The organism is Neobacillus sp. Soil_C_43, from assembly GCF_057656715.1.
On record NZ_JBDGJV010000004.1, the window covers coordinates 61,192 to 75,194 of the forward strand.

Sequence of the window (14,003 nt, forward strand, 5' to 3'; positions counted from 1 at the left end):
GATAAAAATGCCTGACAAAAAGGAAGTTGAAAAAGAATCAATGAAAGAAAACTCACCAAATAAGATTCTACAGACAAACCCGGTAGAAGAAGAGCAACCAGTTGAAAATGAGGATATGGAGCAGCTTTCTAGTTTAGACGTTCTATGGCAGCATGCCTTCGGAGAGATAGATGAATGGGCTAAACACGCTGAATTTCGGGATGAGGTCTTTTTAAAAGAAGCAAAGCATTTCGCCGAGAGTATAAAAAGGAATCAGGGAAACGTAAAAGACATAGCTGAGAGATTTAATAAAGAATTTGCTGAATGGGAAAGAACGGCAAGAGAAGAATTTTTAATGTCAACAACTAGTCTGCAGCATTTTTTTCCGATTCGATCTTATGAGGATATTAATGCTCAAATTGATCAAATTCAGAAGAAAACGATGTCTATTCTTTCTGCCCCATGTCAAACATTAAATAATTACTTAACCATGGAAAAATATCTCGAAATGATAGACCAATATATCGCACTGCGGAAAAAAGGGAGAATGCAATATATTAAAACGGTTAAACAAGCTGGGAATATAATTTATGAGAGTCAGAGGGGCTTTGTTAATCTTTTTGCCAGACAGATTAAATCAGTTATGTTTCCTCTCAATAAATATTTGGAAAAAACAGAAGAACTTTCAAAATCATAGAATTAAAGGGGAGAAGCAAGATGACTAAAGATAAAACATACGATCCTTTTGAAGGATTCAAGCGAATAAGTGGAATGTGGGAAAAACAATTAAATGGTCTATTGTATATGATGACTGACAACAATGAGTTCGTGCGGTTAATGAAGGTTGGTACTGAGAGTCATGCGCGATACATGGATCTTTTAAGGAAGAACCAAGAGCTAATGGCAGGATTAATGAATATACCGACCAAAAAAGATGTAGCTAATGTAGCAAAACTTACTGTTCAATCTGAGGAGAAAATGGATATTCTAGAAGAACAAATTTGGAATGTACAGGATAGCTTAAGCGCATTAAATAAAGAGCATGTGGAGATGTTTCAGGAACTGGTCAGTCTAGTTAAACAAATGAAAGTTGAATATCATCAAATCGCCCAGGATATAGAGGATACTAGAACGTTAAAAGCAGAGATTCAGAGTTTAAAACAGGAGATGTCACAGTTAACAGAAATTAAAGCGGAACTAGCGTCCATAAAGAATTTAATGCAAAAAGGTAAAGGAAAAGATAAAGAGCCAGTGCTCACAGGTTCAGTAGTATCTAAATCATAGTGAAAGGAGAGAAAAAGATGAGTGGAAATTCAGCGCGTTTCAATTTTATTCCTCAGCTTGATCTTGAAAAGGAAGCATCAAGGTGGAATCAAGTTTATAAGGTTCTCACAGAACCGAAACCAGATATTAAACCGACACAAAGAGAAGTTATTTGGAAAAAGAATAAATCAACTTTATATTTTCACCCGGCAAAAGATAAAAAATATCAAATTCCTATATTCCTAGTTTATTCGCTAATAAATAAATCTTATATTTTAGACGTTGGTGAAGGTAGCAGTGTTGTGGGGGGGCTAACAGAGCGCGGATATGATGTATACTTCTTAGACTGGGGCTCACCTGAGTATGAAGATAGTGATATTACCCTGGATGATTACATCTTAAATTATCTTGAAAATGGCGTGAAGCGTGCACTTAGGCATTCTGGTGCAGAGGGTATATCATTGGTGGGCTATTGCCTGGGTGGTACCATTTCAGCCATCTTTACCTCTATTACAAAACTACCAATAGTGAACTTGGTTCTTGCGACAGTTCCCATTGATTTTAGTGTGGGAATTGTGCCGGATAAATGGTTAAAAGGACTTCAACAGGGAACCATCGACTTTAACCGCTTCTCAGATGTATATGGGGTCATTCCATCCGAATTTATGTACCTCATGTTTAGGGGACTTTCACCCGTCTATACTAGTCCATGGATTAACCTAATCACCCGCGCGCACGATCCACACTATGTGGAAAAATGGCGAAGGATGGATAAATGGACAAAAGATACAGCCTCTTTTGCAGGCTCAGCCTTTAAGCAGTTATTTAATGATTTTTATAAAGATAACAAGCTCCTAAAGGGTGAGTTGGAAATTGGCGGTAGGAAGGTAGATTTAAAGAATATTAAGTGTCCAACTTTTGTGTTCTCGACATCTAGAGATACACTTGTATTAGAACAGCAAAGTCTACCTATTATGGATATGATTTCAAGTGAAGATAAAACATATCAAGTGTTCGAGGGCGGGCACGTTGCACTTGCTTTAACTGGTATGTTTGCCAAATTTGCTGATCAGTGGCTTTCTATTCATTCACAAAAAATCCAAGAAGAAGTTGTATAAAATAAGAGGAATGAAATATATTAGTAACGGGAAGGACAATGCCCTTCCCGTTATTCTTATGCAATTAGCTTTTGTTGATTGAGGAACCTACGCAGTAAGTTATTAAACCGGGCTTTAGCTTCAAGTTTGGCAATGTGACCAGTATTTCTCATGATGATAAACTCGGAATGTGGAATTAGCTTGTGCATGCATGCTTGAATCCAGACAGGTAGAACAGAGTCATACTGACCGCCAATAATTAGTGTTGGAACGCTGATTTTTGGCAGTAAAGATAAGTTATTCACATCCAGACATGTGTTTAAGGATTGTAGAAAAATCTGGTGTTTTGGGTGAAAAGAGTGTCCAAATATTTCTTGCAGTTCCTTATTCCATGAATAAAGTGCCATTTTGGAGATATACTCTGTTTGTTTACCTGCAGCGGTAACGGATTCAAATTTAGCTTTTCGATTATTAAATAACAACTTTTTTAGTTTTTTTGGGAAAAAGTGAAAAGTGCTAATCAACAAGAGAGAACGGCAGAGGTTGGGTGCTTGGCGGTAAATTTCTTGTGCAACAGCTCCACCCATTGACAAACCAAGAATGTGAGCGTTTTCAATTCCAAGCTCCTTTAATAAACCGATGATATCCAAAGCAAAATTCTGTATGGAAATACCATCCGTTTTTGTACACTCTCCATGACCTCTTAGATCTGGAATAATAAGCTCGTACTGATCGGCTAACTCAAACTGATTTTGCCACCCTTCTTTCACTTCGCCTAAACCATGGATAAGGACCAAGGGTTCACCTCTTCCTAAATGCAAGTATGGTACACCCGATTTACTCCATTTGGCTTTTTCCATTTTACACCACCTTTTCATTTTTATTAAGTTTATAACCAAGTTTAGTATATTGTAAACCGATAAAATTTACTTTTATTCATATTTATTTACAGCATTGACAATTTATTACTCATAGGTGTAAAATACATATAGGTGAGGTGATAAAGATATGGTGAATCAAGACAATCCAACAGTTAATCCATCCAAAAATTTTGTGTTGCCATTTATTTTATTACTTCTTAGTAAAGTTTCTTTGCACGGTTATGAACTTAGCCAAAGGTTGGAAGCATTCGGGTTCAAAACGCTTGACCAGGGAAATCTATACAGACTACTAAGACAACTGGAAAAAGATGAGCTTGTATCCTCTGAATGGGATACTACTGGAAGTGGTCCGGCAAAAAGAAGATATTCTATTACAAAAGCTGGGGTTACATATTTAAAAGGCTATGCCAATCAACTAGAAACATACCAATCCCTCTTAGATCAATTTTTTAAGATGTATACCAGTTTCCTTGAGCTCTATATTCCTTCATTTCAAAAGAAGGATCCCATAGAGAAAGTAAATAATAGAAAAAGGAGGAGGAAGAACGATGGCACAGAAGAAGAATGAAACGGTTCCATCTGTTGATGAAAAAGTGATGCCGCTTGCAGAGGAATCGATACATGAGGGTTCGTTTGTAAACACATTTTGGGATCAGTTTGAACAGTCACGTGAGCGTGCGCTGCAACTTAGGGAAAATCGTGAGGATGCATATATTAATGCATTAAAAGAGGTAATTAAGTTCAATAAGCAGTACAGAAATTCAATTGCAAAACTGTATAATCAAACTAAAAAAACCAATAAAGAAATGATTTCAGAATTAATGCATCAATTTAATGAAGGTAAAGAGGAACCGAAAGAAGAAGTGATTATCTCTAACGATCGTGAAGAGCTTAAAAATCAGTTGAAAGAAGTATCTGGACAATTAGAAAAATTGGCTCTGACTCCAATTAAATCTGTATTCCATATGGTTGATCGCTTGGAGGATAACTTTGAAAGAAATGCTGAATCTAGTATCAATTATGCCCGCGAACGCAGAAATGCATGGCTTGAAGTAAGAAAAGAATATATAAAATTTGCTCGAAATACACATTTAAACCTTGTTGAACGAGGGAAAAACAGTTTAAAAGAACTGGTCAAAACACCGTAACTATTATTAGATAAATAAGGAGTTAATACAACATTGAATAACATAAAAATCCATCATAAAAGCTAGGACCACGATCTCTATTTAATAGTGAAGATTGTGGTTTTTTTATGTTTTTTTAATGAAAGAAGCGATGCTGTCATTAGCATCGCTTCTTTTTATTGTTGATTATTAGATAAAAAATACTCTAAACCTGCTTTCATTTGAAGAAGTTCCGCCTCACTTTTCGGTGATAACTCCACCTCGCCACCCTCATTAAAACTTAATTGAAATTGGGGGAGAGTAGAGCTAACAGTTTTTACATTATGTGCCAATAACTTTGCGTTTTTAAGACCTATATTTCCTTTTTCAGGAACATATGCCTCACTATATTCTGCGTTGGTAACAGATAAACTTAAATTTTCAAAAAGAATCTTATCGTTAGATGTCATTCTAGTTGTAATTATACCCTTTGAAGTTTTAACCATTTTTTTAATGACTAAATCCTTACAAGTAAGGTTTTCAAAAGTTAGTTTCAGCATAGACCGACTTTTTTCGATCGAGGTATTCCCGACAGACATTTCTGGAGTTTGTAGGGTTCCTTCCATTTGACTGGCTTCAATAATAAAACCAACCACGGATGGATTACTTGCATAACTATCTTTTGTCACAAAGAGAAGTGCGCTTAATGTAGTAATCAAAATAATTATTATCTTATAAGTACTGTTTCTATGTTTCAAAGCCATCACCATTTCTGCGAATGCTACAAATTTTAATCTGGTAAAATGTCTTTTCCTGATGCCACTTCTTTTTCAGTAATAGGGTCTAGGTGTGATTGTGTTTTTGAATCATGATCTGCCATTTCAGGTTTCCATGCAATTAACATAGCTCCACCAATAATTCCAAGAATGGTTCCAATAAGAAAGCCGCCTAATGCTCCCATGATCGACAAGACAGAAGCAAAAATAGCTAAAACACCAAGCAGAGTGGAAAGTCTTGGCATGATATAGGATAAAATGCCCATTAACAGTGTAAGGCCACCTAAAAAGAAGCCGACAAATAAAATACTTCCAGGGGCTGCAGCTACTTCATATAGCTTTGCAGGTACCCATAAGATGATTAGTCCAGAAAGAATAGACAAGGTCGCCCCCCAAAAGGGACGCCTTGTTCTCCAATTCCTAAACCTCTCACGTTTTGAATAAGTAGAGTTCATTTTTATCATCCTTACTCAATTTTCTATGATGAAGTTAGTTTAGTTTTTCGAAGTAAACCTTCATTCCAGGGAGACTTACAGTTTTTTGGAAAAGGTATAATGTTTGTAAATTACCGTTTTCTATTGTAATGGTATTTGCACTTTGTGTAAATTCTTTAGCCAGTGCTTCCATTCTTTGTTTTGGGTCAGTTAAATCATAATCTCCGATATAATTTTCGGACATTGTAAGGTTTTCAAACTTAGCATCACCATTTACCATGGTAGCTTTTTGAAGGAGTCCATTAATGACAACTGGTTTATCAGAAGAAATAACAACTCGAATCCCAAGTGCTGGGATCGCTTTGGAAATTTCTAATCCGTTTATCGTTGCCTTGTCAATTGCGTTAACTGCAACAGGATTATTTTTTGTTGTTGCACCATCAGCAACCCCACCATATAGTTGAAAGTTTTCCCCAACCATTTTGTCGAACTTGACAGTAAATTCACCAAATCCGCTTAATGGTGCTGCTACAGCCACACCGGTAATACCAAAAATTGCTAACAAAGAACCTAAAAATAAAAATCCACCTAATAATGCAAACATTAGTTTCTTTTTGACCGTTTGTCCTCCAATAATGACTGCTTCTGCTCCTAAATTCATTCTCTTTCCTCCTTTATTATTGTTTTGAAAGGTAAGTATTTAAAAATGTAAATGCTTACACCACTCGTCACAATTTTAAGATAAGTTAGTAAATTAAGAAATCCCTACATTTGTAGGAAGTTTATCCTACTGCTTTGTAAGGAAATAAGAACATTATCCTGCGAAAAAGAGAAATTCATTGAATAACAGCAGGAATTTTGGCGTGATTCGATGAATTATGTATAGATACAATCTATGATATTATTACTAGGCTGTGTTAAAGAACAGTGTTGATTTTTACACCTTGTTGATTGGAGCGGAAGGCACGAAGACTCCTGTGGGAGTATGGTTCAGGGGAGACCCCGCAGGCGCAAGCGCCGAGGAGGCTCGCCGAAACACCCACGAACCGCTTGTGCCTGGAGCGGAAATCAACAGGCAAGTTTAGCAGAGCCTATTACTAAAAAATAACAGCGTAGATGTTCATTGAATGGAGTGTGTTAGGAATGTCCAAGTCATTAAACCGCCATTTGGATAATCTTTTAAATGATGCTGTTAAAATGTTAAACCATTATCAAATAGATCTGATTGAGGAATGGAGATTAATGCTTCAATCCCTAAAAAATACCAGAAAAAAATCAGCTGCAGTTTTTGAATTTATCAGTGGTTTCTTAGTGAAGTCGTTCCAGCTTATTAATGATGAGACGGTTGATATCTACCTGATGTTAGACAAATTACAAGATGATTGGTATGCCCATTTTGGCAGGCGTCCTGAACCAGAGGCGTTAATCTTTCATTTGAACTTGTTAGAAAATGCAGCTCACAAAGTTTTAAAATCAAGGATTGAATCCTCCTCGAAGCTACATCCATCGGTACATTATCTATTCTCCAAGATTGGTGAAGTGATGTTATTCCAATCAGAAAAGGAGAACTGCAGTATTTGGAAGGATGCTGTTATTTTATTTAATGAATGGATTATCCGCTCTCAAAACTTCCAAGAGTCAGTTGAAAATATTTCCTTTGGATTTGGTTATTTTCTTCCTTTTGAACGATGTGCCTTATTTAAATTTACCAATAAAGAAAGTGTTGGCGTTGGTTTATTTGGTCACCATCTTAATACAGAAGAAATTCAAGCCATTGCAGAAAAAATTAGTAATATTCCAGTGCTTAACGAGAGTCTGGTGAAATTAAAGTCACAGGGCCACGAGATGAAAAATTTCCAGCCTATTTATATTCCTTTAGCTGAAAAAGCATTGCCTGAAAAATATGTAAAGAAATTTCAACTTACTTCTTTAATCATTGTCCCTATTTATGTTCCCGAAGAGGGGAAAATTATTGGTGGAGTCGTATTAGATAAAGGACCTGAGAAGCGATTCACAGTGGATACAAGTCTATTCCCAGCATTAATGAAATTCGGCCAAAGCTCTGGAGAACTTTTATCAAAATTTATTGAAGCGGATATTAAAAAGCCGGAATCACCAGAAGGTGAAGTAATCTCCTTATCTCCAAGAGAAATTGAAATTATCAAGCTTCTCGCAGACGGAGCATCAACAGCTGAGGCGGCATTAAAGCTTTATTTAAGTGAATTTACCGTAAGAGACTATATTTCCAATATCATGAAAAGGCTGAATGCACAAAACAGGACTGAAGTAGCAGTAAAGGCAATAAGAATGGGAATTATACAATAAGAAAGAAAAACAACATGTTGAATTTGGGAGAAAATACCTGAAACTATTATAGATCAAACCACGTTATACTAAAGTGGAGCAAAAAACTATATACGAAAAAATTATTGCTATTCACTTAATAAGTGAGTAAAATGGGGGAGTTATTTGTCATAACTAAACATTCTAAAGCAATAAAAGTAAGGAGAAGTTAACAACATGGAATTACTTTTGTTTATTAAGGCAATTATCTTGGGACTTGTAGAGGGTGCAACCGAATTTGCACCAGTTTCTTCAACTGGGCACATGATTATTGTTGATGATTTATGGCTTCAATCTGAAAAGTTTTTAACACAGCACGGGGCTAATACCTTTAAAGTGGTAATCCAACTTGGTTCTATCCTCGCAGTTGTCGTCACTTTTTGGGAACGATTTTTTGACTTGTTAGGCTTAGGACGATTCAGAAAGGGACACGTGGAGAAACAAAGCCGTCTTAAATTAACCCAAGTGATTGTCGGCTTAATTCCTGCAGGTGTATTAGGTGTCCTTTTTAATGATTATATTGACGATCATTTGTTTTCCACAGCGACTGTTTTGATTGGGTTAGTCATTGGGGCTGTGTTTATGATTCTTGCTGATTTAATTGGACCAAAAAATCCAAAAGTACAATCAGTTGACGAAATTTCATATGGACAAGCGTTAGCAATAGGACTTTTTCAATGTTTCTCACTTTGGCCAGGTTTCTCCCGTTCAGGTTCAACGATATCCGGTGGTGTTTTAATGGGGATGAGTCACCGCGCCGCAGCTGACTTTACTTTTATTATGGCTGTACCGATTATGGCTGGAGCAAGTTTCCTTTCATTGTTAAAAAACTGGCAATATATGACTATGGATTCTCTTCCGTTTTTTATTGCTGGATTTATTAGTGCATTTATTTTTGCGTTATTATCTATTCGCTTTTTCTTAAAGTTGATTGATAAAATTAAGCTTTTACCATTTGCAATATATCGAATTGTACTAGCTATAGTTATTTATCTAATTTTCTTTTAGTGAAAAAAGACAGCTAATACCCAAATGGGGAGCTGTCTTTTTTATTACAGTAAATCTGGATAGTCACTTATCATACCATCTACAGAATAATACTTTAACAAATTCTTCTCACTTCTTTTATTCACTGTCCAAACCATCGTTTTAAACCCATGTTGATGAATTCGCCTAATAAGTCTCTTGTTAACCATAGTAATCTTAGGATTGACATAGGTAGCAAAGTTTACGTAGGATTCTAATTCTTTATTTGACAATCCGTTAATCTTTGTTTTCTTTATTAATATCCCAATTGGAATCTTGGGAAGAAGGTAATGGAAACGTTTCATTGAGATTTGATCAAAGGATTGAACGATGATTTGATTATTGTCCCCAGAAGCAAGGTCTCTTTTTAATAGTTCATTAGCTATTTTCTCTTCTATACCTGGATATAAGTTTGGCTTTTTTAACTCAATTAATAATCCAACCTTTCCAGCATAGGTATTTAGAAATTCGTTAAATGAAGGAATCCGTTCCTTAGAAAATTCCGAATGAAACCAGCTTCCTGCATCCAGTGACTGAAGTTCCTCTAAGGTAAAATCCCTTACTCTTCCTTTTCCATTGGTTGTACGGTTAACTGTTGGGTCATGGATAATAACTAATTCACCATCCCTTGTCATCTGAATATCGATTTCAAGGTAATTAGATCCCAGCTCTAATGCCTTGTTAAAGGATGCAAAAGTATTCTCCGGACAATATCCAGCTGCTCCTCGATGACCTATTTTTATAAAAGAATGACCTCTCCGTTCTTTGGTTATCCCGCTTACCATACGATAAGCCACCATAAATAAGAAGAGTATAATTGTTGCAATTGACCTCAAACGATTGGCTCCTAACTATTATGATTTGTGAACATGGTAAGAAAAATGATAATAAATGTCAACTTTCTGATGGTTTTCTTCATTTGAACAGAAATAACGGACAGACATACTACTGTGAGATCTGCCTTGTACATTAATATTGGGCTTATTCTTTTTATTCAAAATGTACGAATAGGGATATATGTCTATCGCACATTTTTATCTAGGTGAATATAGATATATGGAATTAAGAAAAGGAGGTAATGTAAATGTCTGGTGCAGTAGGTGGCTATGGCGGCGGATTTGCCCTACTAGTCGTTTTATTTATTTTGTTAATCATTATTGGTGCTTCTTGGTGTACCCCATTCTATTAATATTATAAAAGGAGGAATTTAAATGTTTGGATATGGCTATGGTGGCGGATTTGGCGGTTGTGGAGTAGGTTATGGTGGTGGATGTGGTTTTGGCGGCGGATTTGCTTTAATCGTCGTATTATTTATCCTTTTAATCATTGTAGGTGCAGCTTGCTTTAGATGGTAGAAAAAAATGAATATGAGGCATTTTATAAGTGTCCACATATCGAAAAGCAAGGATATTTCCTTGCTTTTCCTTTTTTTCCATGGAAAGTTTTTGAGGTTGGACAAGCTTTAGATTCATGTTACGGTTAATGGGTTGAAAAAATTATAGGATAAAGGGGGACATAATAATGATGAAGCGTATTGTTTCTTTTTTATTAACTGTCATCATCTTCTTCATCCTGCTGAATAATCTTAATTTACCTTTAAACGTTAATGCTAAAAATCTCGATAAAACGAAAGCTCATAAAGTTACCAAACGTGAAACGTTAAGGGAAATATCTAATCAATACGGTAATTCAAAAGATGAATTAATAAAAATGAAAATTACTGAGAAAGAAAAGGACTTGTTAGCAAGGTTAGTGACAGCTGAAGCGAAGGGAGAATCATATCAAGGTAAGGTTGCTGTCGCAGCAGTTGTGCTTAACCGTTTAGAAAGTGAACAATTTCCAGATTCTATTCAGCAGGTTATTTATCAAGATAAACAATTTCAACCCGTTGATAATGGGATGATTAATAAACCAGCAGGTGAAGAAGCAAAAAAAGCAGTAGATGAAGCAATTCATAAAGATGGAGAAGTAACGGATGCACTTTACTTTTTCAATCCTGATGAGACGGACAGTAGATGGCTGCGTACAAGACCTGTTACAGAAGAAATAGGAAACCATCGCTTTGCCACTTAAGAGAAACCCGCTATAAATCGAGCGGGTTTTTGTTATTTACCGAGAGATTTTTCCATCTTTGGAAGCCTTCTAATTCTTTGCTAATCTTTTTTAATGTATAGCCAATTACAGCTGCATCGTCTATAATTCCTAAACCAATGATAAAATCAGGAACAAAATCAAGTGGAGATACAAAATACAGAATAGCCCCGATAACCGTAACAATGGTACCATTTGAAACATCTTTATATTCACCTTTAGAGTAGGCTTTAATCAAATCAAAAAATAACTGAAGCTTTTCTTGTGCTTCCCCTAAAATTTCTTTCCTCTCATTTGCCATTCTCATTGCTTTATTAAGCAATCCAAGTGTTTTTTTCGGGTTGTCAATGTAGTTCCGTGCTTCCTTGTTGTAAACTTGTTGTTCCTTTTCGAAAAAGAAATTTTTACCGAACAAGCCCATCACTTCCCTTATTCAGGATTTTCACTATAGTTTACCACGGAAATCATAAATCAAAACTTCCAAAAAAATGGCTGTGTTTAAGAACAATGTTGATTTTTACACCCTGTTGATTGGAGCGGAAGGCACGAAGACTCCTGTGGGAGTATGGTTCAGGGGAGACCCCGCAGGCGTATGCGCCGAGGAGGCTCGCCGAAACACCCACGGAAAGCGAAGTGCCTGGAGCGGAAATCAACAGGCAAGTTTAACAAAGCCAAAAAAATAAAAGAGACTGATTTTAAAGTCAGTCTCTTTTAAGCTAATACGAGGTTATCAACATTTGATTTCGTGGAATTCCATACGATGGCTTCCACTTCTGAACCTTCTAGTGTTTCGTTCTTTAATAATGCATCAACTAATTGATGATACTGATATTGATGAACTTTAATAAGGCTTTCTGCTTTTTCTAAGCCTTTTGCAAAAAGTTCCTGCATTTTAGCTTCTTTATCTGATTTATTAAAAGTCAAAGTGAAACCATCTTCAAGCAAGCCTGTATCAACCATTTGTTCAACGAGTTGTTTTGCCTGCTGTACGTCTCCGCTCACACCAATACTATGTTCACCCAGAATCAATCGTTCGGCAACACCACCGGCTAACACCATGGCAACACGGTCAAGCAAATCAGTGTATGTTGATAAGTGAAGTTCTTGTGGAATCGGTGCCACATATCCAAGTGCTTCTCCACGTGGAATAATCGTGGCTTTTCTGACAGAACCAGGCTTTGTTAACGAAGCAACAATTGCATGACCAGCTTCGTGGATGGCAACCCTCCGTTTTGTTTCCTGGTCCTTCAATGTACGAGAGGTACTTCCAAGGATGGTTCGGTCTAAGGCGTAGTCAAGATCTTGTTTTTGCATTCTATCTTGACCGTTTCGAACAGCTCGTCTACTTGCTGTCTCAAATAGGGATTGTAACTCTGCGCCAGAAAAACCAGATGTACTCTCTGCTAAATCATCTAAAGAAGAATAAACATCTTCTCCTAGAGCTTTGCCCCGAGTATGGATATTAATGATTTCTCTTCTTCCATTTGTGTCTGGCAGTGGGACATGGAACGAGAAGTCAATTCTGCCTGGGCGAAGAAAGGCTTCATCCAGCATGTCTTTCCTGTTAGTAGCAGCGATAAATAAAATACCATCATTTACATGACCACCGTCAAGCTGAACAAGGAGTTCAGTTAAGGTTTTTTCGGCTTCCTCGCCGCCATGTGCTTTCCGTCTCCCTGCTAGTGCATCTACTTCATCAATAAAAATAACTGCAGGAGCATGTTTTCTTGCTGTTTGGAATAATGAACGGACGCGACTTGCACCTACACCTACAAATAGTTCATTAAAAGCTGAACCACTCGATGAGAAGAAAGAAGCATTTAGTTCACGAGCAATTGCCTGTGCTAACAATGTTTTACCAGTCCCAGGAGGACCATACAACAAAATTCCTTTTGGTGGTTTAATTCCTAATTTTAATGCACGATCTGGCTCTTTCAATGTAGAAAGAGTTTGTAGTATTTCTTCTTTCATTTCTTCGCCAAGTCCACCAACGTCTTTTAGACTAATTGTCGGTAAAGGGCGGGATTTAGCCACACTGCTTTTCATTGAGTTAGTCAGGCCGAAGCCGCCTTTTGTTTTTTGAAGGGTAATAGCAGCACCAGTTAGTAACAAAATCACACCGAGCATTACCCATTTTCCGTAAGGGCTACTTGTAGTATAGGAATATTCAATATTATATTTTTCAACTAGTTTTTCTACCATGTGGCTGTTAGGTGGAATATGTGAAGTGTATTCCTCTTTACCAGCTTTTAAATAAAGACTGCCATCAGGTTGTTCTATGAGGGTAACGGACTTTCCCTGTTGTGCTTTAATTGTTTCTTCTACTGAAGAGAAAGGGATCGCAATCTCATTATTAGTCGATTGAACAAACCAAACGATACCGCCAATAATTATGAGTAACGCTGTGAACAGCGGTATAAACTTGGAAACTATTTTTTTACTTTTGTTCATATTTTTCATCTCCTATAACAGAGTCAGACTCTATTATAGAATGATTTCCAATAAAATGGATGTGGGAATCAGTGGAAGAGCAAACATTGAAGCTAAAAAAAGAGGCTAACATAACAGTCAGCCTCAATATTAATTAGGATAATAAGCGAAGATGAGGAATAATTGGCATTAATACACTTTGAGCAAGTACACCAATACTTACACCTGCACTAGATGCTTTACTCCATTTAAAAACATGAACTTTTTCGTCCTTTCCTTCATACAAAAATAATAGTTGCTCTCCTTCTTCGGCGATACCAATTTTTTTGAAGGACACGTTATTCTGCATTAGGACAGCTTCAAAGGCTTTGCGTAATAAATCTAAGTCGATTGTTGTAGTATCCATAGTTCCTCCCAAATACGAACATTAACGGCATTAAATAACCGCTTACCTACATTATATTCTTTTCCTTAACTGGATAAAAGAAATAATGAAAGCAGGTGAATTGAAATATTGCAAAGTTCACGTTTGAGAGATAAGATTGAACTTATGGACAAAAAATTTAAATCATAATAA

At 36.5% G+C, this 14,003-nt stretch carries 18 protein-coding genes; 10 read left to right on the plus strand and 8 right to left on the minus strand.

Annotated features, from left to right (window positions below):
- Positions 1 to 7 precede the first annotated feature (7 nt).
- The 3 genes from AC3A54_RS07800 to AC3A54_RS07810 are packed head-to-tail and all read left to right on the plus strand — an operon-like array spanning position 8 to position 2,360.
- Positions 8 to 676 carry a hypothetical protein gene (locus AC3A54_RS07800; protein WP_487654055.1) on the plus strand — a complete coding sequence of 223 codons (669 nt, stop codon included), beginning with the start codon at positions 8 to 10 and terminating at the stop codon, positions 674 to 676.
- A gap of 20 nt (positions 677 to 696) precedes the next feature.
- A complete protein-coding gene (locus AC3A54_RS07805; RefSeq protein ID WP_487654056.1) occupies positions 697 to 1,263 on the plus strand; it encodes a polyhydroxyalkanoate biosynthesis repressor PhaR in 567 nt (188 codons plus the stop codon).
- 17 nt (positions 1,264 to 1,280) lie between these two features.
- Positions 1,281 to 2,360 (plus strand): alpha/beta fold hydrolase, encoded by a 1,080-nt coding sequence (locus AC3A54_RS07810; RefSeq protein WP_487654057.1) that lies wholly within the window; start codon positions 1,281 to 1,283, stop codon positions 2,358 to 2,360.
- Between the two features lie 56 nt (positions 2,361 to 2,416).
- Here AC3A54_RS07810 and AC3A54_RS07815 read toward each other — a convergent pair whose 3' ends face one another.
- Complete coding sequence (locus AC3A54_RS07815) at positions 2,417 to 3,199, minus strand: alpha/beta fold hydrolase (protein WP_487654058.1); 783 nt, start codon at positions 3,197 to 3,199, stop codon at positions 2,417 to 2,419.
- 148 nt (positions 3,200 to 3,347) lie between these two features.
- On the opposite strand from AC3A54_RS07815, the gene phaQ reads away from it, so the two are divergent.
- Positions 3,348 to 3,788, plus strand: coding sequence for a poly-beta-hydroxybutyrate-responsive repressor (gene phaQ, locus AC3A54_RS07820; protein ID WP_487654059.1), 441 nt, complete (start codon positions 3,348 to 3,350; stop codon positions 3,786 to 3,788).
- The gene (locus tag AC3A54_RS07825; RefSeq protein ID WP_487654060.1) at positions 3,769 to 4,368 is read left to right on the plus strand and encodes a hypothetical protein; all 600 of its coding nucleotides are present in this window, start codon (positions 3,769 to 3,771) and stop codon (positions 4,366 to 4,368) included. Before phaQ ends, AC3A54_RS07825 begins: the two co-directional genes overlap by 20 nt.
- 155 nt (positions 4,369 to 4,523) lie before the next feature.
- Here AC3A54_RS07825 and AC3A54_RS07830 read toward each other — a convergent pair whose 3' ends face one another.
- The 3 genes from AC3A54_RS07830 to AC3A54_RS07840 form a co-directional block, all read right to left on the minus strand.
- Positions 4,524 to 5,090, minus strand: a complete 567-nt coding sequence (locus AC3A54_RS07830) for a hypothetical protein (RefSeq protein WP_487654061.1) — start codon at positions 5,088 to 5,090, stop codon at positions 4,524 to 4,526.
- A 26-nt stretch (positions 5,091 to 5,116) separates the two neighbouring features.
- On the minus strand, positions 5,117 to 5,485 hold the full coding sequence (locus AC3A54_RS07835; protein WP_487654062.1) for a DUF6114 domain-containing protein: 369 nt from the start codon (positions 5,483 to 5,485) through the stop codon (positions 5,117 to 5,119).
- Positions 5,486 to 5,591: 106 nt separating this feature from the next.
- A complete protein-coding gene (locus AC3A54_RS07840; RefSeq protein WP_335544039.1) occupies positions 5,592 to 6,197 on the minus strand; it encodes a DUF6230 family protein in 606 nt (201 codons plus the stop codon).
- Positions 6,198 to 6,679: 482 nt separating this feature from the next.
- Between AC3A54_RS07840 and AC3A54_RS07845 the strand changes: the two genes are divergently transcribed.
- Together AC3A54_RS07845 and AC3A54_RS07850 are read left to right on the plus strand one after the other, a co-directional pair.
- Positions 6,680 to 7,861: a response regulator transcription factor gene (locus AC3A54_RS07845; RefSeq protein ID WP_487654063.1), complete on the plus strand. Its 1,182-nt coding sequence runs from the start codon at positions 6,680 to 6,682 to the stop codon at positions 7,859 to 7,861.
- Between the two features lie 195 nt (positions 7,862 to 8,056).
- Positions 8,057 to 8,887: an undecaprenyl-diphosphate phosphatase gene (locus tag AC3A54_RS07850; RefSeq protein WP_487654064.1), complete on the plus strand. Its 831-nt coding sequence runs from the start codon at positions 8,057 to 8,059 to the stop codon at positions 8,885 to 8,887.
- A 44-nt stretch (positions 8,888 to 8,931) separates the two neighbouring features.
- On the opposite strand, the gene AC3A54_RS07855 is transcribed toward AC3A54_RS07850, so the two are convergent.
- Positions 8,932 to 9,741, minus strand: coding sequence for a glycerophosphodiester phosphodiesterase (locus tag AC3A54_RS07855; protein ID WP_487654065.1), 810 nt, complete (start codon positions 9,739 to 9,741; stop codon positions 8,932 to 8,934).
- Positions 9,742 to 9,989: 248 nt separating this feature from the next.
- Between AC3A54_RS07855 and AC3A54_RS07860 the strand changes: the two genes are divergently transcribed.
- The 3 genes from AC3A54_RS07860 (at position 9,990) to AC3A54_RS07870 (ending at position 10,978) form a co-directional block, all read left to right on the plus strand.
- Positions 9,990 to 10,094 carry a YjcZ family sporulation protein gene (locus AC3A54_RS07860; protein WP_308080398.1) on the plus strand — a complete coding sequence of 35 codons (105 nt, stop codon included), beginning with the start codon at positions 9,990 to 9,992 and terminating at the stop codon, positions 10,092 to 10,094.
- Between the two features lie 22 nt (positions 10,095 to 10,116).
- Positions 10,117 to 10,260 (plus strand): YjcZ family sporulation protein, encoded by a 144-nt coding sequence (locus AC3A54_RS07865; RefSeq protein ID WP_308080397.1) that lies wholly within the window; start codon positions 10,117 to 10,119, stop codon positions 10,258 to 10,260.
- Between the two features lie 166 nt (positions 10,261 to 10,426).
- Positions 10,427 to 10,978: a cell wall hydrolase gene (locus AC3A54_RS07870; protein WP_487654066.1), complete on the plus strand. Its 552-nt coding sequence runs from the start codon at positions 10,427 to 10,429 to the stop codon at positions 10,976 to 10,978.
- A gap of 10 nt (positions 10,979 to 10,988) precedes the next feature.
- Here the strand turns inward: AC3A54_RS07870 and AC3A54_RS07875 are convergent, their stop codons facing one another.
- The 3 genes from AC3A54_RS07875 to AC3A54_RS07885 form a co-directional block, all read right to left on the minus strand.
- Positions 10,989 to 11,411 carry a YkvA family protein gene (locus AC3A54_RS07875; protein ID WP_487654067.1) on the minus strand — a complete coding sequence of 141 codons (423 nt, stop codon included), beginning with the start codon at positions 11,409 to 11,411 and terminating at the stop codon, positions 10,989 to 10,991.
- A 296-nt stretch (positions 11,412 to 11,707) separates the two neighbouring features.
- Positions 11,708 to 13,447: an AAA family ATPase gene (locus AC3A54_RS07880; RefSeq protein ID WP_487654068.1), complete on the minus strand. Its 1,740-nt coding sequence runs from the start codon at positions 13,445 to 13,447 to the stop codon at positions 11,708 to 11,710.
- 133 nt (positions 13,448 to 13,580) lie between these two features.
- Entirely contained in the window at positions 13,581 to 13,832 is a 252-nt protein-coding gene (locus AC3A54_RS07885) for a hypothetical protein (protein ID WP_335544046.1), read from the minus strand.
- Between the last annotated feature and the right edge of the window lie 171 nt (positions 13,833 to 14,003).

Bases quoted from the DNA above. Each gene is read 5' to 3' on its own strand.
- AC3A54_RS07800 (WP_487654055.1), top strand. From the start codon at position 8: ATGCCTGACAAAAAGGAAGTTGAAAAAGAATCAATGAAAGAAAACTCA.
- AC3A54_RS07805 (WP_487654056.1), top strand. From the start codon at position 697: ATGACTAAAGATAAAACATACGATCCTTTTGAAGGATTCAAGCGAATA.
- AC3A54_RS07810 (WP_487654057.1), top strand. From the start codon at position 1,281: ATGAGTGGAAATTCAGCGCGTTTCAATTTTATTCCTCAGCTTGATCTT.
- AC3A54_RS07815 (WP_487654058.1), bottom strand. From the start codon at position 3,199: ATGGAAAAAGCCAAATGGAGTAAATCGGGTGTACCATACTTGCATTTA.
- phaQ (WP_487654059.1), top strand. From the start codon at position 3,348: ATGGTGAATCAAGACAATCCAACAGTTAATCCATCCAAAAATTTTGTG.
- AC3A54_RS07825 (WP_487654060.1), top strand. From the start codon at position 3,769: ATGGCACAGAAGAAGAATGAAACGGTTCCATCTGTTGATGAAAAAGTG.
- AC3A54_RS07830 (WP_487654061.1), bottom strand. From the start codon at position 5,090: ATGGCTTTGAAACATAGAAACAGTACTTATAAGATAATAATTATTTTG.
- AC3A54_RS07840 (WP_335544039.1), bottom strand. From the start codon at position 6,197: ATGAATTTAGGAGCAGAAGCAGTCATTATTGGAGGACAAACGGTCAAA.
- AC3A54_RS07845 (WP_487654063.1), top strand. From the start codon at position 6,680: ATGTCCAAGTCATTAAACCGCCATTTGGATAATCTTTTAAATGATGCT.
- AC3A54_RS07850 (WP_487654064.1), top strand. From the start codon at position 8,057: ATGGAATTACTTTTGTTTATTAAGGCAATTATCTTGGGACTTGTAGAG.
- AC3A54_RS07860 (WP_308080398.1), top strand. From the start codon at position 9,990: ATGTCTGGTGCAGTAGGTGGCTATGGCGGCGGATTTGCCCTACTAGTC.
- AC3A54_RS07865 (WP_308080397.1), top strand. From the start codon at position 10,117: ATGTTTGGATATGGCTATGGTGGCGGATTTGGCGGTTGTGGAGTAGGT.
- AC3A54_RS07870 (WP_487654066.1), top strand. From the start codon at position 10,427: ATGATGAAGCGTATTGTTTCTTTTTTATTAACTGTCATCATCTTCTTC.
- AC3A54_RS07880 (WP_487654068.1), bottom strand. From the start codon at position 13,447: ATGAACAAAAGTAAAAAAATAGTTTCCAAGTTTATACCGCTGTTCACA.
- AC3A54_RS07885 (WP_335544046.1), bottom strand. From the start codon at position 13,832: ATGGATACTACAACAATCGACTTAGATTTATTACGCAAAGCCTTTGAA.